15 protein-coding genes are annotated in these 23,416 nt (G+C 58.3%); 6 read left to right on the forward strand and 9 right to left on the reverse strand.

Translation table 11 applies throughout. The features are described from left to right. Window positions 1–12 precede the first annotated feature (12 nt). The 3 genes from CHN51_RS03760 (at window position 13) to rpoC (ending at window position 11,132) form a co-directional block, all read left to right on the forward strand. Entirely contained in the window at window positions 13–1,992 is a 1,980-nt protein-coding gene (locus CHN51_RS03760) for a sulfatase-like hydrolase/transferase (RefSeq protein WP_100092817.1), read from the forward strand. Between the two features lie 278 nt (window positions 1,993–2,270). Further along, a complete protein-coding gene (rpoB, locus tag CHN51_RS03765; RefSeq protein WP_100092818.1) occupies window positions 2,271–6,665 on the forward strand; it encodes a DNA-directed RNA polymerase subunit beta in 4,395 nt (1,464 codons plus the stop codon). Between the two features lie 63 nt (window positions 6,666–6,728). Further along, the gene (gene rpoC, locus CHN51_RS03770) at window positions 6,729–11,132 is read left to right on the forward strand and encodes a DNA-directed RNA polymerase subunit beta' (RefSeq protein ID WP_100092819.1); all 4,404 of its coding nucleotides are present in this window, start codon (window positions 6,729–6,731) and stop codon (window positions 11,130–11,132) included. A 98-nt stretch (window positions 11,133–11,230) separates the two neighbouring features. Here the strand turns inward: rpoC and CHN51_RS03775 are convergent, their stop codons facing one another. The 3 genes from CHN51_RS03775 to CHN51_RS03785 form a co-directional block, all read right to left on the reverse strand. Continuing rightward, a complete protein-coding gene (locus tag CHN51_RS03775) occupies window positions 11,231–12,097 on the reverse strand; it encodes a mannan-binding lectin (RefSeq protein ID WP_206169972.1) in 867 nt (288 codons plus the stop codon). A gap of 141 nt (window positions 12,098–12,238) precedes the next feature. After that, window positions 12,239–12,820, reverse strand: a complete 582-nt coding sequence (locus tag CHN51_RS03780) for an NAD(P)H-dependent oxidoreductase (RefSeq protein WP_100092821.1) — start codon at window positions 12,818–12,820, stop codon at window positions 12,239–12,241. Window positions 12,821–12,913: 93 nt separating this feature from the next. After that, window positions 12,914–13,630, reverse strand: coding sequence for a pirin family protein (locus CHN51_RS03785; RefSeq protein ID WP_100092822.1), 717 nt, complete (start codon window positions 13,628–13,630; stop codon window positions 12,914–12,916). A 126-nt stretch (window positions 13,631–13,756) separates the two neighbouring features. Between CHN51_RS03785 and CHN51_RS03790 the strand changes: the two genes are divergently transcribed. The 3 genes from CHN51_RS03790 to CHN51_RS03800 all read left to right on the forward strand — a co-directional run bounded on the left by CHN51_RS03790 (window position 13,757) and on the right by CHN51_RS03800 (window position 16,574). After that, complete coding sequence (locus tag CHN51_RS03790) at window positions 13,757–14,647, forward strand: LysR family transcriptional regulator (protein WP_100092823.1); 891 nt, start codon at window positions 13,757–13,759, stop codon at window positions 14,645–14,647. A gap of 220 nt (window positions 14,648–14,867) precedes the next feature. Further along, window positions 14,868–15,548, forward strand: a complete 681-nt coding sequence (locus tag CHN51_RS03795) for a LysE family translocator (RefSeq protein ID WP_100092824.1) — start codon at window positions 14,868–14,870, stop codon at window positions 15,546–15,548. Between the two features lie 6 nt (window positions 15,549–15,554). Then, window positions 15,555–16,574, forward strand: a complete 1,020-nt coding sequence (locus CHN51_RS03800) for a M48 family metallopeptidase (RefSeq protein WP_100092825.1) — start codon at window positions 15,555–15,557, stop codon at window positions 16,572–16,574. Window position 16,575: 1 nt separating this feature from the next. Here the strand turns inward: CHN51_RS03800 and CHN51_RS03805 are convergent, their stop codons facing one another. The 6 genes from CHN51_RS03805 to aqpZ form a co-directional block, all read right to left on the reverse strand. Continuing rightward, window positions 16,576–16,845 carry a DUF6726 family protein gene (locus tag CHN51_RS03805; RefSeq protein ID WP_100092826.1) on the reverse strand — a complete coding sequence of 90 codons (270 nt, stop codon included), beginning with the start codon at window positions 16,843–16,845 and terminating at the stop codon, window positions 16,576–16,578. A 49-nt stretch (window positions 16,846–16,894) separates the two neighbouring features. Next, the gene (locus CHN51_RS03810) at window positions 16,895–17,764 is read right to left on the reverse strand and encodes a UTP--glucose-1-phosphate uridylyltransferase (protein ID WP_100092827.1); all 870 of its coding nucleotides are present in this window, start codon (window positions 17,762–17,764) and stop codon (window positions 16,895–16,897) included. A 9-nt stretch (window positions 17,765–17,773) separates the two neighbouring features. Further along, window positions 17,774–18,307, reverse strand: coding sequence for a peptide-methionine (S)-S-oxide reductase MsrA (msrA, locus tag CHN51_RS03815; protein ID WP_100092828.1), 534 nt, complete (start codon window positions 18,305–18,307; stop codon window positions 17,774–17,776). Window positions 18,308–18,317: 10 nt separating this feature from the next. After that, window positions 18,318–21,395 carry an efflux RND transporter permease subunit gene (locus tag CHN51_RS03820; protein WP_100092829.1) on the reverse strand — a complete coding sequence of 1,026 codons (3,078 nt, stop codon included), beginning with the start codon at window positions 21,393–21,395 and terminating at the stop codon, window positions 18,318–18,320. A 36-nt stretch (window positions 21,396–21,431) separates the two neighbouring features. After that, window positions 21,432–22,484: an efflux RND transporter periplasmic adaptor subunit gene (locus CHN51_RS03825; RefSeq protein WP_100092830.1), complete on the reverse strand. Its 1,053-nt coding sequence runs from the start codon at window positions 22,482–22,484 to the stop codon at window positions 21,432–21,434. A 135-nt stretch (window positions 22,485–22,619) separates the two neighbouring features. After that, the gene (gene aqpZ / locus CHN51_RS03830) at window positions 22,620–23,342 is read right to left on the reverse strand and encodes an aquaporin Z (protein ID WP_100092831.1); all 723 of its coding nucleotides are present in this window, start codon (window positions 23,340–23,342) and stop codon (window positions 22,620–22,622) included. Window positions 23,343–23,416 lie beyond the last annotated feature (74 nt).

Genomic DNA, 23,416 nt, shown 5'->3' on the forward strand with positions numbered 1-23,416 from the left:
AGACACAGGCGGATGAGAGATTTCTTCACCAAAGGTGACTTGCCGGCCAAGCTCTATACCGGAATAATTCTCGGGCTGATGGGGGTGCTTACCGCGCTCGAGCTCGCCCTGGCCGACCGCAAATACGGACTTTTCACCGGTGGCTTCGGCCAGTCGCAGGCGGTCGACACGCTGACCGAGCGCATGATCTTCCTTGCCGGCTATTTCTCCGCGATGGCGTTGCTGCTTTTCGGCATCTGGTGGATCATCGTCCGGCTGTTCCGAAGCCGGAGGTCCTGGCCTCCGTTGTTCCTTCTGGTGACGATTGCAGGGGGAACCTATGTCCTGCTGCTCGCTCTTACTTTCCAGCTACACCAATATTTCAGCGACACGATGAGTTTCGCTCTTATGGCCAATCTCGGCGGCGGCAGTCTGACCGATGCGCTGCTATTTGCCTCGAACGAGATTGTTCTCGGCGCCGCGGTGCTGGTCATCGGCCTGATCGCCTATGTCTATTCATTCCGGCTACTGTCGCGAAAATTTCCGACGCGCGCCGGCCATCGCGAATGGCCAGCCCATGGCCGCCGGGCCATGCTTGCATTCGTCTCGACGCTTCTGCTGGCGATCGCGGTGCCGGCGGCATCAGCCGATGTGAAAAATGGTCTCAACCGCACGCTCGCCTGGGGGCTGTTCACGCAAGCAGCCAACCAGATTACCGACTTTGACCGTGACGGCTATGGCTGGGTCTCCAGCATGCCGGACCGGCATCCATTCAACAGCGCCCGCTATCCGCTGGCGCTGGATATCCCGGGGAACGGAATCGATGAGGATGGCTATGGCGGCGATCTGGAACTGGCGCCCATGCCAACGCAACCGCCGGCCACCCTGATAACGGGCAAACGTCCGCATCTGATCCTGATCGTCATGGAGAGCGCGCGCTATGATGTGATTGGCAAGCGCATCGATGGCAAGCCGGTTGCGCCCAATCTCGAAGCCATTGCCGAATCCGGCAGCCTTGTCTCTCCGGCCTTCAGCCATGTGGGCTTTACCACCGCATCGCTCAAATCGCTGTTTGGCGGGGCCCTGCAACCGGCAGACGGATCACCCTCGCTGTTCCGCGAACTCAAGTCCAGCGGCTATGGAATCGCGGTCTTTTCCGGGCAGCCGGAGGATTTCGGTGATATTTCGGAGACCGTCGGCATGCGCGAGAATGCCGATATCTTTATCGATGGCGAGAAGCTGAAACATCTGCGCGCTTTCGGCAATGGTGCCCAGGGTTCGATCCTGGTCGACGAGAAACATCTGCTGAAAGCCTTTGCCGAAGAATATCGGCAGCCCGCGAAATGGCAGCAACCGCAATTTCTCTATTTCAATTTCCAGTCTCCGCATTTTCCCTATTTTCACGAGGGAATGCCCGTCAAACTGACCGACAGGCCCCTGCCCCGGCCCGAGATCAACGCCGGTAACCGGGACCGGCTGCAGCGGACCTACTGGAACGCGGTCCACTATTCCGACCAGCAACTTGGCATTCTGGTTTCCCGCCTGAAGCGGGACGGCCTGTGGGAGGACAGCGTGGTTGTCATTACCGGCGACCATGGCGAAGACCTGTTCGAGGACGGATTTCTCGGCCATGGCCACAATATCAACATTCGCCAATATGGCACGTTTCTGGTAACCAACCGTCCGGGCGTTGAGGCCAGCGGCCCGATTGGCATGAGCGACTATCGCACCATCATATTGTCGCTGCTCAAGGGCGAAAAACCGGAGATCCCGGCAGAACCCGTGCTGATGACGGTCGGCGACCTCGAACGGCCGACACAGATCGGCATCGCCGAAAGCGCCTCGACGCTTACTTCGCTGCGGCTCGACACCGGCGAGGCCTGTATGGTCGAAAAGAAACAATGCGCCGGCGCCGGCGACCTGACCGGAGCTTTCAGGGACCGCGTCGACCGGCTGATCCGCGTCTGGGGATCGGCAAGATGGCAGAACCGGAGCGATCCGGAGCGCGATTGAGCGCAACCGCCACAATGTCGGTGTCTCCGGCACGCCAATCTCGGACACGCCTCTTGACCCAAAGCCGCTATCTCCCTATATCCCGCGCTCACCACAGATTTCGAGACAGGGCGTGCAGTCGCGCGGCGCGCCAGAAGAAATGAAATTTGCACGGTTTTCAGGACGCTAAAAAGCTGCAGTTTCCCGCTTCGGGAGACATGCGGCTTTTGTTGTCTTGAAGCGCCTCCATAAATTGATTTTCCGCCGGTTTTCCGGCGATGGCGAGAAGGCAAAATTATATGGCTACCCAAGCAGCTTCGGTCAAAACGACGGCTCCGACCCCCACCCGCAAGAAGCGCATTCGCAAGATCTTCGGCGACATTCACGAAGTCATCGAGATGCCGAATCTCATCGAGGTTCAGCGCGAATCATATGAACAGTTTCTGCGTTCTGATCCTTCGATCGGATATGTCTCCGGCCTCGAAAAGACGCTGCGCAGCGTATTCCCGATCCGCGATTTTGCCGGTACTGCCGAAATGGACTTCGTCAACTATCAGCTCGAAGATCCCAAATATAATGTCGAGGAATGCCGCCAGCGGGGCATCACCTATGCCGCGCCGATGAAGGTCACTCTCCGCCTGATCGTGTTCGAGGTCGACCCCGAAACAGAAGCACGCTCGGTTCTCGATATCAAGGAACAAGACGTTTACATGGGCGACATGCCTTTGATGACCAAGAACGGTACGTTCGTCATCAACGGCACGGAGCGCGTCATTGTCAGCCAGATGCACCGTTCGCCCGGTGTCCTGTTTGACCATGACCGCGGCAAGACACACTCGTCCGGCAAATTCCTTTTCGCCGCCCGCGTTATTCCATACCGCGGCAGCTGGCTCGACTTTGAATTTGACGCCAAAGATATCGTCAACGTCCGTATCGACCGCAAGCGCAAGCTGCCGGTGACCGCATTGCTGCGTTCGCTGGGTGACGCGATTCTGGAAGTCAAAGAGAAGAAGCCTGATTTCAAGGTCGGCGAGATGGTTCGTGTCAGCGGCATGAAACAGCCTGCCGAAATTCTCGAGATTGACGGCAATCTGATCACGATCCGCGAACCCATGGGCGCGATCGAATTTAACGGCGGCAAGATCGAAGACGAAGGCCGCACCAAGAGCGCCGAAATCGTCAAGATCGTCAAGCAGGGCTATTCGGAAGAAGATATCCTCAACCTGTTCTACGAGCGCATCGTTTACAAGCGCGCGAAAGACGGCTGGACCATTCCTTTCGTCGCCGAACAATGGCGCGGCATCAAGCCGACCTTTGACATTGTCGACGCGCAGAGCGGAGAAGTCGTTTTTGAAGCAGCGACCAAGATCACCCCGCGCGCTGCCAAGAAGGCCGAATCCGATGGCATGAAAAACATCGTCATCCCGACCGAGGAAATTTTCGGTCGCTACAGCGCCTTTGACCTGATCAACGAGAAAACCGGCGAAATCTACATCGAAGCCGGTGACGAAGTAACCGCCGAAAATCTCGAGAAGATTGACGGTGCCGGCATCGACGCGCTCGAACTGCTCGACATCGACCATGTCACAACCGGTCCGTGGATCCGCAACACGCTGAAGGTCGACAAGGCCGAAGACCGCGACGGCGCGCTTTCCGATATCTACCGCGTCATGCGTCCTGGCGAACCGCCAACGCGCGAAACCGCCGAAGCTCTTTTCGAAGGCCTGTTCTTCGATCCGGAACGCTATGACCTGTCTGCTGTGGGCCGTGTCAAACTCAACATGCGCCTCGAGCTGGATGCGCCAGCGGATTACACCATCCTGCGCAAGGAAGACATTCTCGCGGTTGTCAAAACCTTGGTCGATCTGAAAGACGGCAAGGGCGAAGTCGATGACATCGACAATCTCGGCAACCGCCGTGTCCGTTCCGTTGGCGAACTGCTGGAAAACCAGTATCGCGTCGGCCTTCTCCGCATGGAGCGCGCCGTCAAGGAGCGCATGAGCAGCGTCGACGTATCCACCGTGATGCCGAACGATCTGATCAATGCGAAGCCTGCGGTTGCTACCGTTCGCGAATTCTTCGGCTCCTCGCAGCTGTCGCAGTTCATGGATCAGACCAATCCGCTTTCGGAAGTCACCCATAAACGCCGCGTATCAGCCTTGGGCCCCGGTGGTCTGACCCGTGAACGGGCCGGCTTTGAAGTCCGCGACGTTCACCCGACCCATTATGGCCGTATCTGCCCGATTGAAACGCCGGAAGGCCCGAACATCGGTCTGATCAACTCGCTGGCATCGTTCAGCCGCGTCAACCAGTACGGCTTTATCGAAACGCCATACCGGAAAGTCGTGGACAACAAGGTCACCAATGACGTTGTCTATCTTTCCGCCATGGAAGAGCAGAAGCACACCGTGGCTCAGGCAAATGCCGAGCTGACCGAAGACGGCAGCTTCGTCGAGGAAATCGTTTCCTCGCGTCAGGCTGGCGAATTCCTGATGGCGCCGCGCGACATCATCACGCTGATGGACGTCAGCCCGAAACAGCTGGTTTCGGTTGCTGCCTCGCTCATTCCGTTCCTGGAAAACGATGACGCCAACCGCGCGCTCATGGGATCGAACATGCAACGCCAGGCTGTGCCTCTGGTGAAAGCCGAAGCACCGTTTGTCGGAACCGGCATGGAAGAAACCGTGGCCCGCGACTCTGGCGCAGCCATCGCGGCCCGCCGCGCCGGCATCGTCGATCAGGTGGATGCCACCCGTATCGTCATCCGCGCATCGGGCGCTGTCGAAGCCGGCAAATCCGGTGTCGACATCTACACGCTGCAGAAATTCCAGCGGTCCAACCAGAACACCTGCATCAACCAGCGTCCGCTGGTGAAGGTCGGCGAAATCGTCCAGCAGGGCGACACGATCGCCGACGGTCCGTCCACAGACATGGGCGAACTGGCACTCGGCAAGAACAGCCTCGTCGCTTTCATGCCCTGGAATGGCTACAACTACGAGGATAGTATCCTCATCTCCGAACGGATCGTGAAAGACGACGTCTTCACCTCGATCCACATCGAAGAATTTGAAGTCATGGCCCGCGATACCAAGCTTGGCCCCGAAGATATCACCCGCGACATTCCGAATGTCGGCGAGGAAGCCCTGCGCAACCTCGACGAAGCAGGCATTGTCTATATCGGTGCGGAAATCGAGCCTGGCGATATTCTCGTCGGCAAGATCACGCCAAAGGGCGAATCGCCGATGACGCCGGAAGAAAAGCTTCTGCGCGCCATCTTCGGTGAAAAAGCGTCTGACGTCCGTGACACCTCCCTGCGCCTGCCGCCCGGCGTCGCCGGGACGGTCGTCGAAGTCCGTGTCTTCAACCGCCACGGCATCGACAAGGACGAACGCGCGCTGGCGATCGAACGCGAGGAAATCGGTCGCTTTACCAAGGATCGCGACGACGAACGCGCCATTCTCAACCGTGCGACTTTCAACACGCTGAAAGACATGCTGATCGGCCAGACCGCGACGTCCGCGCCCAAGCCGATGAAGAAGGGTGCGACGATCACCGAGGAAAGCCTGTCCGAACTGGAACAGGTCGACTGGTGGAAGATCGCCGTCAAGGATGATCAGGTTCAGTCCGATTTCGAAGCCACCCGTCAGCAATATGACGAAGCGATCAAGCTGATCAACGAACGGTTCGAAGACCGTCGCGAGAAGCTGGAACGCGGTGACGAACTCGCACCGGGCGTGCTGAAGATGGTCAAGGTCTTTGTCGCGGTGAAGCGCAAGCTGCAACCGGGCGACAAAATGGCCGGCCGTCACGGCAACAAGGGCGTTATCTCGCGCATCCTGCCACAGGAAGACATGCCGTTCCTCGAAGACGGTACGCCGGTTGACATCGTGCTCAACCCGCTGGGTGTGCCTTCGCGAATGAACGTCGGACAGATTTTCGAAACCCATCTGGGCTGGGCCGCACGTGGTCTGGGCCAGCAGGTCACCGAAGCTCTGGAAGAATGGAAGCTTGCCAACCCCGATCCACAGGCAGCACCGCCACCGGATGCGGTCAAGGAGCGGCTCAAGGTCATTTACGGCGAACAATATCACGAAGATATCGACAGCCGTGACACTTCCGAGATCGTTGAAATGGTCGGCCATCTGCGTCACGGTGTTCCGATGGGCACGCCGGTATTTGACGGTGCGCATGAAAGCGATATTTCCGACATGCTCGAACTGGCAGGTCTGGATCGCAGCGGTCAGGTCAATCTCTATGATGGCCGTACCGGTGACAAGTTCGACCGCAAGGTGACCGTGGGCTATATCTACATGCTCAAACTGCACCATCTGGTCGACGACAAGATCCATGCTCGCTCGATTGGCCCCTACAGCCTTGTCACGCAGCAGCCTCTCGGCGGTAAAGCCCAGTTCGGCGGACAGCGTTTCGGGGAAATGGAAGTCTGGGCACTGCAGGCATATGGCGCGGCTTACACGCTGCAGGAAATGCTGACGGTCAAGTCCGATGACGTGATTGGCCGGACCAAGGTTTACGAAGCGATCGTCAAGGGTGACGATACGTTCGAAGCCGGCGTTCCGGAAAGCTTCAATGTTCTGGTCAAGGAAATGCGGTCGCTCGGCCTCAACATCCAACTCTCCAGCTTTGGTGACGAAGATGATGAAGACGACGACGGGATTGCGATAGCGGCGGAGTGAAGCGCTAGTTTCACACCACGCAGCATTTCAAATTTGGGGCGAAAGCCCAAGAGGAATTAAGACATGAATCAAGTAACAAATTTTGCAAATCCGATCGCAAAACCGGAAACATTTGACCAGATCCAGATTGGCCTTGCCTCGCCAGAGCGTATCCGCAGCTGGTCCTTTGGCGAAATCAAGAAGCCTGAAACCATCAACTACCGGACCTTCAAGCCGGAACGTGATGGCCTGTTCTGCGCGCGTATCTTCGGTCCGGTAAAGGATTACGAATGCCTGTGCGGCAAGTACAAGCGCATGAAATACAAAGGCATCGTCTGCGAAAAATGCGGTGTCGAAGTCACGGTAACCAAGGTTCGCCGCGAACGCATGGGTCATATCGACCTTGCTGCTCCGGTCGCCCATATCTGGTTCCTGAAATCGCTGCCGTCGCGCATCGGCCTGCTGCTCGACATGCAGCTCAAGCAGCTGGAGCGCGTGCTCTATTTCGAAAGCTATGTGGTTATCGAACCCGGTTTGACGGCTCTGGAAAAATTCCAGCTGCTGACCGAAGACGAAATGCTCGAAGCGCAGGATGAATATGGTGAAGACGCGTTCTCCGCCGGCATCGGCGCAGAAGCGGTCAAGATCATGCTGCAGGACCTGGACCTGAAGCAGGAACGCGACGACCTGATGGAAGAGCTGCGGACGACCAAGTCGACGCTGAAGCCCAAGAAGATCATCAAGCGCCTGAAAGTGGTCGAAAGCTTCATCGATTCCGGCAACAAGCCGGAATGGATGATCCTCGAAATCATTCCCGTGATTCCACCCGAGCTGCGCCCGCTGGTGCCTCTGGATGGCGGCCGTTTCGCGACCTCCGATCTCAACGATCTCTATCGTCGCGTGATCAACCGGAACAACCGTCTGAAGCGCCTGATGGAGCTCCGCGCGCCGGACATCATCGTCCGTAACGAGAAGCGCATGCTTCAGGAATCGGTCGACGCATTGTTCGACAATGGCCGTCGTGGCCGGACCATCACCGGTGCCAACAAGCGTCCGCTGAAATCCCTGTCCGACATGCTCAAGGGCAAGCAGGGCCGTTTCCGCCAGAATCTTCTCGGCAAGCGCGTCGACTATTCCGGCCGTTCGGTGATCGTGACCGGTCCCGAACTGAAATTGCATCAGTGCGGTTTGCCGAAGAAAATGGCATTGGAACTGTTCAAGCCGTTTATCTACGCGCGGCTTGATGCCAAGGGCCTTTCGATGACGCTCAAGCAGGCCAAGAAATGGGTCGAAAAAGAGCGCAAGGAAGTCTGGGACATTCTTGAGGAAGTGATTCGCGAACATCCGGTGATGCTGAACCGCGCACCAACGCTTCACCGTCTCGGCATCCAGGCGTTCGAACCGGTATTGATCGAAGGTAAAGCCATCCAGCTTCACCCGCTGGTCTGCTCCGCCTTCAACGCCGACTTTGACGGTGACCAGATGGCGGTCCACGTTCCGCTGAGCCTCGAGGCCCAGCTGGAAGCGCGCGTGCTGATGATGTCGACCAACAACATCCTGTCGCCAGCCAACGGCAAGCCGATCATCGTTCCTTCGCAGGATATGGTTCTCGGTATCTATTATCTGACAATGGATCGCAAAGGCGAGCCGGGCGAAGGCATGATGCTGGCCGACATGGCCGAAGTGCATCAGGCTCTGGAAATCGGTGCGGTGACCCTGCACTCCAAGATCACCACCCGGGTTCCGCAAACCGACGAGGAAGGCAACCCCATCCTCAAGCGTTTCGAAACCACGCCGGGCCGTCTGCTGATCGCCGAATGTCTGCCGAAATCGCACCTCGTGCCGTTCGACATCGTCAACCGCTTGCTGACCAAGAAAGAAGTCGGCGACGTGATTGACCAGGTCTATCGTCACACCGGTCAGAAAGACACCGTCCTGTTCGCCGATGCGATCATGGGCCTTGGTTTCCGCCACGCTTGCCGCGCCGGCATTTCCTTCGGCAAGGACGACATGATCATTCCGGATTCCAAGGATGCAACGGTTGAGGAAACCCGCACCCTGGTGGCTGACTATGAGCAGCAATATCAGGATGGTCTGATCACCCAGCAGGAAAAATATAACAAGGTGATCGACGCCTGGTCCCGCTGTGGTGACACGGTTGCGAACGCGATGATGGACGAGCTGGCCGCGACGCCGGAGGACGAACATGGCCGCGAACGCGAGATTAACGCGATCTACATGATGAGCCACTCCGGCGCCCGTGGTTCGCCAGCCCAGATGAAGCAGCTGGGCGGCATGCGCGGCCTGATGGCGAAACCTTCCGGCGAGATTATTGAAACACCGATTATCTCGAACTTTAAGGAAGGCCTGACGGTTCTGGAATATTTCAACTCCACCCATGGTGCCCGTAAGGGTCTTGCGGATACGGCGTTGAAAACGGCCAACTCGGGTTATCTGACCCGTCGTCTGGTTGACGTTTCGCAGGATTGCACGATCGTCGAGGAAGATTGCGGCACCGAAAATGCGCTGGAGATGAAAGCCATCGTCCAGGGCGGCTCGGTCATCGCTTCGCTTGGCGAACGTATCCTTGGCCGGACCATGGCCGAAGATATTGTCGACAGCAAAGACGACAGCGTCGTGATCAAGGCCGGCACCCTGCTGGACGAAGCCGCCATATTGGTGATCGAGGAGCTCGGCATCCAGTCCGCGCGCATTCGCTCGCCGCTGGTCTGCGAATCCAAGATGGGCGTCTGCGGCACCTGCTACGGTCGTGACCTTGCCCGCGGTACACCGGTGAATATCGGTGAAGCGGTTGGCGTTATTGCGGCCCAGTCGATCGGTGAGCCGGGCACGCAGCTGACGATGCGGACCTTCCACATCGGCGGCGCGGCACAGCTCAACGAGCAGTCCAATCTGGAATCGGTGGCAGAAGGTGTTGTCGAATATCGCGACATGCCGGTCATCGAGGACAAGAACGGTCGCTTCCTCTCGCTGGCGCGTAGCGGCATCATCGCCGTGATCGACAATGACGGTCGCGAACGGTCTGCCGACAAGGTGCCTTATGGTACCAGCGTGCTGGTCAAGGATGGCGCCAAGGTGAAACTGGGCGATCGTCTGGCCGAATGGGATCCGTTCACCATGCCGATGATCACCGAGAAGCCGGGTGTCATCAAGTTCCAGGACGTCATCGAAGGCAAGACGATGACCGAACAGACCGATGAAGCCACCGGTATCGCACAGCGTGTGATCACCGAGTATCGCGCTTCCGGCCGTGGAGCCAATAAGGAAGACCTTCGCCCGCGCCTCACCCTGCTGGATGAGAATAGCGGAGAAGCCGGCCGCTACATGCTCGCCAATGGTGCAACCCTGTCCGTCGAAGACGGTGCCAAGGTTGCTGCCGGTGACGTGCTGGCGCGTGTCTCTCGCGAAGCTGCGAAGACCCGCGACATTACCGGTGGTCTGCCCCGTGTGGCCGAGCTGTTCGAAGCGCGCATTCCGAAGGACAATTCGATCATCGCCAAGATCGACGGACGGATTGAATTCGTTCGCGACTATAAAGCGAAACGCAAGATCGCGATTGTGCCGGAAGAAGGCGAACCAGTCGAATATCTGGTGCCGAAGACGAAAGTCATCGACGTGCAGGAAGGCGATTTCGTCAAGAAGGGCGACAACCTGGTTTCCGGTTCTCCGGACCCGCATGACATTCTGGAAGTTCTCGGGGTTGAGGCGCTGGCCGAATATCTCGTTTCGGAAATCCAGGAAGTCTATCGTCTGCAGGGCGTGAAGATCAACGATAAGCACATTGAAACGATCGTTCGTCAGATGCTGCAGAAAGTTGAAATCACCAATGGCGGCGATACGACGCTGCTGCCGGGCGAACAGGTCGATCTCGAAGAAATGCTGGAATATAACGCCAAGCTGACCAAGAAGCAGGAACCTGCTGCCGGCAAGCCGGTTCTCCTCGGTATCACCAAGGCGAGCCTGCAGACGCGCAGCTTCATCTCTGCGGCTTCTTTCCAGGAAACCACCCGGGTGCTCACCCAGGCGGCTGTCGAGGGCAAGAAGGATCAGCTGATCGGTCTCAAGGAGAACGTGATCGTTGGTCGCCTGATCCCGGCCGGTACCGGTGCGGGCATGAACCGTGCGCGTATCGCCGCAACCAGCCGCGATGCAGCCCTGCGGGCGCAACAGCAGAAAATGCTGGACGCGATGCAGGCTGCGGCTGATCTGAAGGCGGAAGAAGTGTCCAATGCTGCGGCGACCGCTCCGGCTGCCGATGCAGAGCCAACTGCGGCGGATGTGTTCGGCGAAGCTCCGGTCGAGGAAGCCCTGATTGCTGCGGATAGCTCCGAGGAACAGCATGCAGCCGAACTGGCCCAGGGCGATGAAGCCGCTACCGGCGATTCCCACATGGCGAAAACCATGGGTGAAGGCATCGAGGCAAGCGATACCGAAGCCGCCCAGAGCGACGAAGACAAAGACGAATAGTCTTACCCGTCTGAAAGCGAATTAAAAAAGGCCCCGCCGGATTATCTCCAGCGGGGCCTTTTTCATGTTGGTGAGACCGGCGCGAACATTTCTGTCCGCTAGAATCTGATCTCGCAGACCGACATCTTGCCCTGCACAGTGGTCCGCCACTGGCCGGTCCACTCGCCACCCTGCGATGCGGCGACGGCCGGACATTTCCTGCGTGCATCCTGCTGGTTCCAGATCGGTCCGGCATTCACATCGCGTGTTCGACTGGCCGGAGGTGGAGCCGGACGGGACGGCGTGCCTTGCCGTGATGTCGATGTGATCCGGTACAGATCGGACTTGGAACCACCGTTCTGGCCATAGCCGACCCACTGGCGATGCAGATCCAGCTGCAATTGGACATTGCGTGAGCTGTCATTCAGATAGACCGACCATTGATCACGCCCGGTTTCCGTGAAACGGAACGTGGCCTGCCCCCGGTCGTTAAATTCGGCCCAGCGCCGCGGTCCGGTCTGTCTGAAGCTGCCGCCAGAGAAGAACACCTGTTTGACATTGCGGCCGTTGGTCACGGCGCGTGGAGCCGGCGACGGCGAACGCACGCGCCCCTCGTTGCGATAGGCGCTGACGATCGGATAAAAGTCGCGCTTGGGACCTCCGTTGTCGCCAAGCCGAATCCACTTGCGGTGGATATCGATCTGCAACTGCACGCTGCGTGAAGGATCGTTGAGATAGACCGACCAGTCATCGCGGCCGGTTTCGTTGAAGGTAAATTTCACACGGCCGTCACCACCATATTCGGTCCAGTGCCCTCTCCCGGTTTCCCGAAACAGCCCGCCGTTGAACCGTACTTCCGACACATTATAGCCATTCACGCCCTGCTGCTGCCGTTGCGCGACTGCTGCTTCGGAAAAGATCAGGGACGTCGGGCCCAGCGCGGCAACGGTCAGGCCCATTGCCACCGCTCTGTTTAATAATTTCATGGATTCCCCATTATTTTTGGCGCGACCCGGGATAAGGTTGGCACAATACGGCCATGGTTGCCATGGTTCTTTCCATATTTAACGAAAAGTCCGCCGGCGGTTGGCCGGCGGACTATGTGATTATGCTGGTCGGCAAGCCGATCAGATCGAAGCGACTTTTCCGAGCGCCTGGTCGAGCGCCGCCTCGCCCTTCATCATCTGCTGGTCAGCAGCGATAATCGTCACGTCGGTGATGCCGACAAAACCGAGAATATGACGCAGATAGCCGGAGGCGAAGTCGATCTCGCTGCCCACTTCAGTGCCGCCCGATGCAATCAGCACATAGGCCTTCTTGTCTTTCAGCAGCCCTTCGGGACCATTGGCGGTATAGTGAAAGGTCTTGCGGGCGCGGGCGATAAGGTCGATCCATGCCTTGAGCGCCGCCGGCACGGCAAAATTGTAGATCGGCGTGCCAATTACCAACGTATCGGCTGCGACAAGCTCGTCGACCAGCCTATCCGACAAAGCCAGTTCCGCCTTTTGCGCATCGGTGCGTTCACTTTCGTCGGTGAAGTTCGCGCCTACCCAATCTTCTGTCACGAAGGGCAAAGCTTCGGAGAGATCACGGGTGACAATATTGTCCGGCGCCAGCCTTGCGATCACGGCATCAGCGAGCGCACGGGAGGATGAACCGGCTTTGCGTGCACTGGCATCTACACGGAGGATATTCTTGGACTGGGTCATGGCATTGTTCCTTTTGCTGTGGAATGAGACGGAAAAATGAAGGGGCGCTCCGGGGATCAGGGGGATAGGGAGCGCCCCTCCGGGTGCGGGGAGTTAGTCTTGGGGCTCCCACGCTTCGACAAAGACGAACTCGGCCTTGTCAATGGCTTCGATCTGCAGCGATGCGACGTCCCGGATCGCCAGGGAATCGCGAGGACCGACAAGCTCGCCATTGACCCGGACCTGGCCGGTGGAACCGACCAGATAGACATGGGCGCCATCGGCAATCTGGTGCTCGATCGTCGTTCCTTCGCCAAGCGTAGCACCATAGAGGCGTGCATCCGCTCCGATCATCAGTGCACCACCCTTGATGTCCTCCTCGAAGCCGCTGGCGAGGATTTCGAGCTGGTTGGAGCGTTCGCCCTTGGGGAAAGCTTTCGCATCCCAGCGGGGGGCACCGCCGGCTGCACGGGGCTCGATCCAGATCTGGAACAGACGGGTCTGCTCGTCCTCCAGATTATATTCGCTGTGCATCACGCCAGTGCCGGCGCTCATCACCTGGACATCGCCAGCTTCGGTACGGCCTTCATTGCCCATATTGTCGCGGTGGGTAATCGCCCCTTCGCGGACATAGGTGATGATTTCCATATCCTTGTGGCCGTGCATCGGAAATCCGGTCTTCGGCTTGATCTCGTCATCATTCCACACCCGGATCGGGCCAAAGCCCATGCGGGCCGGGTCCCAGTAATTGCCGAATGAAAAATGATGCCGGGCCTGCAGCCATTCATGGTCGACATGGGCCAGATCCTTGAACTCTCGTTTCTCCATCATTGTATTTCTCCTGTTCGAGCGGGCCTTGTTTCCGCTCTGCTTGAGAAAGAGATAGGGCGACCTCAGTGTTTCGGAAATAGCCGATATTGAATTTGATTGTTTCCATTTTTTGTTTAATATGATGCCATGGCATTACCCGACTACGAAGCCTGGGCGATTTTTGCGGCGGTTGCGCGGCTCGGCAGCTTTACCGCTGCCGCGCAGGAACTGGCACTATCCAAACCCACGATCTCGAAGGCCATATCGCGGCTGGAAGAGTCGCTCGGCACCGTGCTGTTTCACCGCACCTCGCGCAGGATTTCGCTTTCCACTGCAGGCAAGGCGCTGCTCCCGCATGCGCGGCAGATCGCTATGGACGGTGAAGCAGCGATGGAGGCCGCGCGCGATACAACCCATTTGTTGCAGGGACAGGTGCGTCTGGCCGCTCCCCTCAGCTACGGCCTCTCGCATCTCGCACCGGTGATCGCCGACTTCATGTGCGCCTATCCCGAAATTACCGTCGACCTGCAGCTCAATGACGCGCGGATTGATCTGGTCGAGGAAGGCTTTGACTGCGCGATCCGGATTGGCGCGCTCCCCGACAGCAGCCTGAGAGCGATCAAGCTGCGCAGGATGGACGGCTATTTCATCGCCGCCCCGAGCTATGTCGAGCGCAAGGGCGAGCCGGAAAGTCCGGATGATCTGGGCAATCACGATTGCTTCATCTACTCGAACACGCCGAGCCCCGAACATTGGCCGGTAACCGGCCCTGATGGCCATATCACCAATGTGCGGCCCAAATGCCGGTTTCGCAGCAACAATGGCGACGTCATGCTGCCGGCGCTGATTGCCGGACGCGGGATTGGCTATCTGCCCGATTTTCTCTGCCAGAAGGCACTGGACGCAGGTGACCTGATCAATATTCTTCCGGGATGCCACATCGGCGATATTGCCCTCAATATCGTCATGCCCCCGTCCCGCCTGCGACCGGCCCGGGTGGATGCACTGGTGGACTTTCTGAAGGACAATTTGCGCTAGCCAGAGCTGCGCACAGTTTTGCTGTCCTACATCGTCCGGATCTAGTAGCCTTTCCCCATGACCTGGAAAATGCCGATCCATCTTGCTGCGAACGGGACTTTTCCGCCATATATCGGGGTTGTTCCCGACGGATTGAATCTGCAAATTTCGTGAAGAGTTTGATTTTTTCATAACACTGTAAAGTTTGTAAAGTTCATCAGGAAAACAGGCCCGATAATTAATGCCGCTCGAGACCATCCTGCTTTTTGTCATCGCCGACCTGATGTTCTGCTTCACGCCGGGGCCGGCCACCATGGTCACCGTCAGCCATGCCCTGCCCCATGGTCCGGCGGGCGGCATGCGCGGGGCCCTGGGGCCGATCGTCGGGGTCAATCTCGGCAATTTCATTTGGTACGCTCTGACCGCCTTTGGCCTCATTGCCCTGATCAACGCCGTGCCTACGGCTTATGCAGTCCTCCGATGGATCGGCGTCGCCTATCTGGCGTGGATGGGAATAGGGATGCTGAAGGGCAGTGCCGGCAGGCTTGCCAGCCAGACCGCCCGCCGCGCCGGTTTTGCCAAGGGATTGGTCAATGGTCTGGCCGTTCACATGTCCAATCCCAAGGCGCTGCTGTTCTACACCGCGTTCATCCCGCCCTTCATCGACCCGGACGGCAATCTGCTGCTCCAGTTCGCTATTCTCGCCGCGCTAACCGTCTTTACCGAAACCACCGGCCTGACCTTTTATGCCGCGCTCGCGTCAAAGGCGCGTAATCTCGGCAATGCCGACCAGGCTCAACCGTTGTTCCGGAAAATCGCTGCGGCTATATTGTTGGGCGCAGCCTTGATACTGGCATTGTGGAACCTCAATGACAGCGCGCTGCAGAGCGCGCTCAACCTGCCGCAAGGCGCGATTGGCTAGATAAATATGATGAACAGAATATGGCCTTTCCTCCTCGTCCTGAGCTTTTCCGCGCCGCTGTCGGCGCAGGAGGAGCCCGATAGTGAGGTTAGCGCGGAAACGATATTGGCTTTGAAAGGCCTGCAACTGCTGGACCAGCGGATGAACACCATCGGCTTTCGCCTGATCAGCGCCAATGCCACTTATTGCGATCAAAAAGCCGCCACAACCGGCCTGCTACTGAATGATGTCGCCCAATATGCCGATCAGGAAACCGCCCGTTTCGCGCTCGGATTCGATGGCGCGATAGGGATCACGGCCGTGGCTCCGGACAGCCCCGCTGCGGCGGCGGAACTGTCGCCGGGGAACAGCCTTCTGGCGATCAACAACAAGGCGATCGAGGATATCGCGGTCGATCTCTCGCAGTCGTCGATCGAAGAACCGGCCTATCGCCGGATCGATACGATCAACCGGGTGTTTCGACAGATGCTCGCCGCGGGCGAAGTGCAACTGACCATATCGGAAGGTGGCGTCCGCCGGACGGTACCGATCAAACCGGTCGAGACATGTGCAGGGCAATTCCAGATCCGGGTCAGCGCCGACCGAAGCGCCACCGCCGATGGTCGGCTGGTCAGCGTTTCCTCGCGGCTTGCCGAATATTTTCTGAGCGATGACGAATTTGCTGCCGTTGTCGCGCATGAACTGGCGCATAATCTGCTGAAACACCGCGACCGGCTCGACGCGCAACAGGTCAATCGCGGCTTTTTCGGCCAATTGGGCAAGAGCGCCGGCCGGATCAGGGAAACCGAGATTGAAGCGGACCGGCTATCGGTCTGGCTGATGGCCAATGCCGGCTATGACCCGCAGGCGGCGATCCTTTTCTGGACCCGCTACGGCAAGGAACATGGCAAGGGCATCTTCTCCGCCTCGACTCATTACCGCTGGAAGAAGCGGGTGCAACTATTCGAAGAAGAAATTGCAAAAATGGACGCGATGGAACCTGTCGATGGCAAATATGCGCCGCCACTGCTGACCGGGTCCGACTGACTCAATTGTCGTCCTTGTAGGCGTCCTTGCAATTGCGGCGTTCCCGCTTGTTGCGCGCTTCATCAAGGCACAGGTCGCGCTGCTTTTTCCGGTCGGCCAGCGCCTTGCGTCCCAGATCCTCTTCCCTCTCGGACTGGGTCTGGGTGGTCGCATCCACTGCGGTCTCGACAACCGTACCGGCGGCCCTGAACGGCGCCGTTACGATTTTGCTGACGCAGCCGGACAAGAGCAGGGGAACAAGAGCGGCCGTCAATATGGGTGATATGCGCATGATATGCTCCTCAATTGCTCCGTGCCGGCATCGTGATCGCCTGAAAGATTCAGGACTCCGCCAGCAATTTCTCTGCTATTTCCCTGATGTCGCTGCCAATCTCCGGATGGGCCAGCGCCAGCGCCAGATTGGCTTCGACATAGCCCTGTTTCGACCCGCAATCATAGCGCTTGCCGTCAAAGGTCATACCGTGGAACGGCTGCTGGCCGATCATCTGCGCCATCGCGTCGGTCAGCTGTATCTCGCCGCCAGCGCCCGCTGCCTGGGTTTCCAGGATCCGCATCACTTCGGGTTGCAGAATATAGCGGCCGGGCAGAATGAGGTTGGATGGCGCGGTGCCGGCGGCCGGTTTCTCGACCAGCCCCTTGACCTCGGTGATCGGACCGTCGCGATAACCGGGATCAATGACACCATATGAGGGCGTTTTCTCGATCGGAATTTCCAAGGCACAGACGATATTGCCGCCAAGCTTGTTATAGGCGTCGACCATTTGCTTCATGCAACCAGGCGAACCGACCATGAACTCGTCGGGCAGGAAGATGGCAAATGGCTCGTCACCGATGATGTCGCGCGCGCACCAGATGGCATGACCGAGCCCCAAGGGCTCCTGCTGCCGGACAAAAACGCAGTCACCGGGCTTGAGCCGGGTTCCTTCGAGCACCGACCGGTCTTTTCCCCGGTCAGCCATATTGCGCTCGAGTTCAAACGCCATGTCGAAATGATCCTCGATCATGCCCTTGCCGCGACCGTTGACGAAGATCATCTGCTCGATCCCGGCCTCCAGCGCCTCGTCGACGGCATATTGCAGCAACGGCCGGTCGACGATCGGGAACAGTTCCTTGGGCATGACCTTGGTCGCCGGCAGAAAACGGGTGCCCATGCCGGCAACAGGGAACACGGCTTTTTTGATCGGTTTCATATTTCTGTCCTAGTCCTTCAACTTGTTGGCGAAGCTGGTCCGCAATTTTTGCAGTTTCGGCGGGATGGTGGCGACACAATAAGGATTGGAGCGCCCTTCGTCAGCCCAATATTGCTGATGATAGTCTTCCGCCACATACCAGGGGGCCGGCCCCTCGATAGTGGTCACAACCGGTTCGGCACGCCCCTCTGCCGCCCGCTTGATGCCGGCTTCGGCTTCGGCGCGCTGCTGGTCGTCGAGCGGGAAAATCGCCGACCGGTACTGGGTGCCGATATCATTGCCCTGCCGGTTGAGCTGGGTCGGATCATGGGTAGCGAAGAAAATATCCAGCAGATCGGCATAGCTGACGACCGCATCGTCGAAACCGATCTTGATCGCCTCGGCGTGCCCCGTGGTCCCGGAACAGACTTCACGATAGGTCGGGTCGGGCTTGGCGCCGCCAATATAACCACTTTCGACGGAAGTGACTCCGGCAATATCGTTGAACACCGCTTCGGTGCACCAAAAACAGCCACCGGCAAAAATGGCTTCCTGCTTGGCCATATAAACTCCTTTACAGGGTGGCAGTCTCGCCCCCTTCATTTGCAATGCCCCGCGCTTCATCGCGCCTGGCGACAAGAAGATACATGGCGGGTGTTACCACCCGAGACAAGAGGGTCGAACTGATCAGCCCGCCGATGATGATCCCCGCCAATGGCGCATAAAGTGCTCCGCCCCATAGTGCGAGCGGCGTCAAGCCGCCGATCGCCGTGATCGATGTCAGCAGCACCGGCAGGAACCGGACCTCCCCGGCTTTCTCGATCGCGTCGCGCAATCCCATGCCCTGCGCGCGCAGCTGGCTGGTGAAATCGACCAGCAAAATCGAGTTTTTGATTTCAATCCCGATCAGCGCGATAAAGCCGATCAGCGCCATGACGCTCAGCGAGTTGCCGGTGAAATAGAGGGCGAGAATGCCGCCAACCGTGCCCAGCGGGATAACGCCCGCCACCACGATCGTTTCGCGGAACCGCCTGAACTCGGCCACCAGAACCGCAAAGATCAACATGAATGCGGTCAGGATCAGGGGACCGAAATTACCGAATGTTTCGCCGATTTTCTCGGCCTCGCCACCGATGGACCAATCATAGCCTTCGGGAAACTTGATCTGTTCCAGCTGTTCCACGGCACGGTCATTGACCGTCGAGGGAACTTCGCCGAAATCGACCTGGGCGGTAACCAGCACCGTCCTGCGCAACTGATGCCGCTGGATTTGCGGAGTGACATTGGTCAGCTTGGGATCCGTGATCTGGGCCAGCGGCACCGGGTCGCCGGCGCGCGTTGCGACGTAGATCTTGTCCAGCACCGATATCGGCAGATTACCCTCAAACGGGAAGCGAACCGTCACCGGATAAATATCCCCTTCCTGATCCCGGAAAGAGGCTGCCCGTTCGCCACTGATCGCCAGCCGGATGGCGCGCCGCGGTTCGCCCGATGGAATATTGAGCAGGGCCGCTTTCTTCTCGTTCAACCCGATGTCGAGATCGATCTTGTCGGTCTCCACCGGATTGACGATATCCCGGGCACCCGGCGTTTTGCGCAGAACATCGGCAATCGTCCCTGACAATTGCTTGAGCGTATCCAGTTCCGGGCCGGACACCCGGATGACAATCGGTGCTTCCACCGGCGTACCGTTCTGGAACAGCTCGATCTTCACCCGCGCGCCTGCAATCTGGTCGAGCTGCTTGCGCAACCGGTCGATCATTTCCGGACCTTCCCGGGTGTCCCATTCGTCCAGCACCGCCAACACTTCGCCATAATTGATGCGCTCGGCCCTCGGACCGACATTGTAAAATACCTGGGGATTGCCGTTGCCGATATTTTCCGCCCGTACTTTGATGCTGGGTTCCGTCTCCAGAATTTTCGTCACTTCAGCCACGATCCGGTCGGTACGATCCAGACTGCTGCCCTGTTCCGCTTCCACCGAAACCCGGAAATAGGGAGCGTCGGCAAAAGGAAATAGCGAGAAGCCGAGGCTTGGCACCAGCGCAAAAGCCGACAGGCACAAGACCATGGCCAGCACCACCGTCTTGACCGGCGCCGCCAGAGCTATGTGCAAGAAGGGACGATAGAAGCGCTGGATCTTGTCGTTAACCCAGCGCAGCGCGCGATTGCCTTCCGGATTTTCATCCCGTCGCAACATGCGACTGGCGAGAAAAGGGATCAGGGACAGCGAGATTATCAGCGAAGAAATGACCGTCGCAATGATCGCTATGAAGAAAGACCGGGTATAGGAGCCGGCACCGCTGGGCAGGAACAGCAATGGCACGAATGCCAGCACCAGCACCGCGGTGGAGCCGATAACCGCAGCGCGGATTTCCAGACTGCCCTCGATCGCCGCCTGGGTTCTGGTTTTGCCCATTCGCAAATGACGCGCGATATTTTCCGTCACGACGATACTGTCGTCGACCAGCAACCCCAGCGAAACGATAAAGCCGGCAATGGAAAGCTGGCTGAGATTATATCCCATCGCATAAAGCACGAGCAGACCCGAAGCGAGCGAGAGCGGAATCGAGATCATGACGATGCCCGAAGAGCGCAATCCAAGCGGAAAAAGTGTGAAAATCACCAAAGCGATAGCAATGGAAAAGTCGCGCGTCAGTTCGTTCAATCGCCGTTTCACGTCGCGACTCTGGTCAAACTGCATGACCAGCTCGATATCCGGAGGCAGCACCAGCCGCTGCTGATCCATTACCACATCAAGTTCTTGCTTCAGTCGCGTGACATCAACAGCATCTTTTTGTGTAACAGTAAGAAACACAGCGCGCTGACCATTGTGACGGGCGCGATAAAGCTGCTCCTCCGCGCCCCAGCTGACGTCTGCAACATCATCGACGGTCAAAAGCGATCCACTCGATGCCCGCAAAGGCAATCCGCGAATGGCATCAAGGTCCCGAAACGCGCCGCCTGCTTCCACATTCAGCCTGCGTTCGCCACTCTGGACTGCTCCACCGGGCAAGTCGGCCCCGCCCTGACGGACGGCATCGGCTATTGCACTGGCCGGAACGCGCAGTTCGGAAAGCCGCTCCGGCTTTACCTCCACGCTGACTTCCGGCTGCGGCAGGCCGAAAATTCTGGCCTCCCGAACGCCGGAATTCCGCATAAAAATATCGGCCATATCTTCGGCATATTTTTCCATCCGCCGCCACGAAGCGGTTTCACTGACCAGCGCCACCTGCATGACCGCAGCCTCGGTCGTGCGGATCTTGCGAAACTCCAGCTTCTGCAGTCCGGCCGGCATCTCGTCCCGGATCGCGGATACTTCCCGCACCACGTCATCGAAATAGCCGTCGACATCACCGGACCATCGGCTGAATTCGACCCGGATGACGGTTCCGCCATCGGTGCTCGTTGATCGCACTTCCGCTATATCGTCCAGTCCCTGAACGACGTCTTCGATCGGCTTGGCAACCGTCTCTTCCATTTCCTGCGCATCGGCGCCCGGCTGGATTGCGATGATATTGACAGCAGGTATGGGAAAATGCGGATCGACGGCTTTTGGAATACCACTGAGCGCGGTTAGCCCCAGCAGTGTGAGCAGGATGAACAGGACCGAAGAGAGCTGCCAGCGGGAAATGACGAAGCGGGCAAGCATCTCAGACCCGGCAATCCTTTTGATAAAAGTTGATGCTCATCGTACTGGCCGGATGGGTTTGATCAAATCGCCGTCTCTCAGCTTCTCGACGCCCCGGGTCACGATCACCTCGCCCGCCGACAGGCCAGCGAGAATTTCAAGATTCCTGTCGGTCAATTTTCCGATCTGGACATTGCGCTGCTTCACCCGGTCTTTGTCATCGACCACGAACACAAGGCCTTCACCGGTGCGGACCCCGAATATCGCGTTGGCGGGAATGACGAAGGTCGCTTGGCCCTCGCGGGGCACCTGCACTGCTACCATGCCCAATTGCCCGGACCGCAGTCGATCGCTCGCAGGGAGCCGGAAATTCACCTCGAAAGTTCCGGTCCGCTCGTCTGCCCGCCCGTCCTTCTCGCTGACCACTGCATCCAGCGGCGTCTTGGAAACCGCGGACAGCAAGACCTTGGCCGGCATGCCGACGCTGATACGGGCGGCATCGGCATCGGTCATCGGCACCCGCAAGACGAAACCCTTGTCGATTTCACCCAATATCATTGCGGTCATGCCGGCGGTCACTATTTGCCCTTCATCGATATTGCGCGATAGAATGATACCGCTACTCGGGGCGCGGATATAGGACGTGCGGCTGGCGAATTCCGTGGCCTCGATCTGGGCCCGCGCCGCGCGCGCTGTCGCTTCGGATTGTTCGAGCCGGGATTTGGTTACCCAGCCGTCCTTGAACAATTTCGCAATCCGCTCATATTCCGCTTCGGCACGATCCCGCTCGGCGCGCGCCACGCTCAGATCTGCAGCCACTGTACTGCCGTCCAGAGCCGCCAGAATCGCGCCCTGCTTGACCCTGTCACCTTCTTCATAACGGACGGAAGCGACTTTACCGTCGGTGGTAAAGCCCAGCGCAGTTTCGCGGCGCAAGCGAACGGTCCCGGCGGCATTCAGGACTTCGCTCTCGCTCGCCGGCTGGACCGTGGCCACTGCTGCCGGGATCGGCTCGGAGGAGCTGGGCTTTGCCTCTGGTTCGCTGACACTGCATCCGGTCATGAAAACCAGACCGCCGAAAATCGATACTATCGTTCTGCCAAGCGTCATATTGCGCACTATCACCCCTAATCAATTTGTCTTAAGTCGCTATCGGGCGCGGTCCAATAGAAAATTGCGAATTCAAACCAAAAAGGGCCGGATTATGAAACCCGGCCCGTGAAATGTGCTATTAAAGAGTCAGTATTAATTTTCTGTGCCGACGATCTCCTGGCCGGAACCGCCCATGACCTTGTAGACGATACCTGCCAGGACCGCGCCGACGATTGGTGCCACCCAGAAAACCCATAGCTGCGACAAAGCGATACCGCCTTCGATCAGGGCGGGACCGGTGCTTCTCGCCGGATTAACCGAGGTATTGGTTACAGGAATGCTGATCAGGTGGATCAGCGTCAATCCCAAGCCGATCGCCAGTGGTGCAAAGCCAGCCGGTGCCCGGCCGTCCGTCGCACCCAATATGATCAGCAGGAAGAAGAAGGTCAGCAATATTTCGATCGCGATGCCAGAGCCTATCGCGAAACCGCCGGGCGAATGTTCGCCGACGCCGTTGGATGCCAAGCCGTTTATCGCAAGACTATAATCCGCATTGCCCGAAGCAATCAGATAGAGCGCGGCGGCGGCAATCGTCGCGCCAGCGACCTGTGCGATGATATAGACGGGAATTTCGTGCGCTGGAAAACGCCCTCCCATCCAGAGGCCGATGGTGACGGCGGGATTGAGGTGGCACCCGCTGATATGGCCAATAGCGTAGGCCATGGTGACAACAGTTAGTCCGAAGGCGAGAGAAACCCCCAATAGACCAATACCGACCTCTGGATAGGCGGCCGAGATCACCGCGCTCCCGCACCCTCCGAAAACAAGCCAGAATGTCCCCAGAAACTCAGCCAAGGATTTTTGCAAAGCAGTCACGATATCTCTCCCTCTCCGGTCGAAGCGCAGCATCAGCTCGCGCCATATCGCCTTACCCTATGGCAGATATCCCG

This window comes from Sphingorhabdus sp. YGSMI21, from assembly GCF_002776575.1.
Classification (GTDB): Bacteria; Pseudomonadota; Alphaproteobacteria; order Sphingomonadales; family Sphingomonadaceae; genus Parasphingorhabdus.

Excerpts from the sequence above, each read along its gene's own strand:
- CHN51_RS03760 (WP_100092817.1), top strand. The coding sequence starts at position 13 with ATGAGAGATTTCTTCACCAAAGGTGACTTGCCGGCCAAGCTCTATACC.
- rpoB (WP_100092818.1), top strand. The coding sequence starts at position 2,271 with ATGGCTACCCAAGCAGCTTCGGTCAAAACGACGGCTCCGACCCCCACC.
- rpoC (WP_100092819.1), top strand. The coding sequence starts at position 6,729 with ATGAATCAAGTAACAAATTTTGCAAATCCGATCGCAAAACCGGAAACA.
- CHN51_RS03775 (WP_206169972.1), bottom strand. The coding sequence starts at position 12,097 with ATGAAATTATTAAACAGAGCGGTGGCAATGGGCCTGACCGTTGCCGCG.
- CHN51_RS03780 (WP_100092821.1), bottom strand. The coding sequence starts at position 12,820 with ATGACCCAGTCCAAGAATATCCTCCGTGTAGATGCCAGTGCACGCAAA.
- CHN51_RS03785 (WP_100092822.1), bottom strand. The coding sequence starts at position 13,630 with ATGATGGAGAAACGAGAGTTCAAGGATCTGGCCCATGTCGACCATGAA.
- CHN51_RS03790 (WP_100092823.1), top strand. The coding sequence starts at position 13,757 with ATGGCATTACCCGACTACGAAGCCTGGGCGATTTTTGCGGCGGTTGCG.
- CHN51_RS03795 (WP_100092824.1), top strand. The coding sequence starts at position 14,868 with ATGCCGCTCGAGACCATCCTGCTTTTTGTCATCGCCGACCTGATGTTC.
- CHN51_RS03800 (WP_100092825.1), top strand. The coding sequence starts at position 15,555 with ATGATGAACAGAATATGGCCTTTCCTCCTCGTCCTGAGCTTTTCCGCG.
- CHN51_RS03805 (WP_100092826.1), bottom strand. The coding sequence starts at position 16,845 with ATGCGCATATCACCCATATTGACGGCCGCTCTTGTTCCCCTGCTCTTG.
- CHN51_RS03810 (WP_100092827.1), bottom strand. The coding sequence starts at position 17,764 with ATGAAACCGATCAAAAAAGCCGTGTTCCCTGTTGCCGGCATGGGCACC.
- msrA (WP_100092828.1), bottom strand. The coding sequence starts at position 18,307 with ATGGCCAAGCAGGAAGCCATTTTTGCCGGTGGCTGTTTTTGGTGCACC.
- CHN51_RS03820 (WP_100092829.1), bottom strand. The coding sequence starts at position 21,395 with ATGCTTGCCCGCTTCGTCATTTCCCGCTGGCAGCTCTCTTCGGTCCTG.
- CHN51_RS03825 (WP_100092830.1), bottom strand. The coding sequence starts at position 22,484 with ATGACGCTTGGCAGAACGATAGTATCGATTTTCGGCGGTCTGGTTTTC.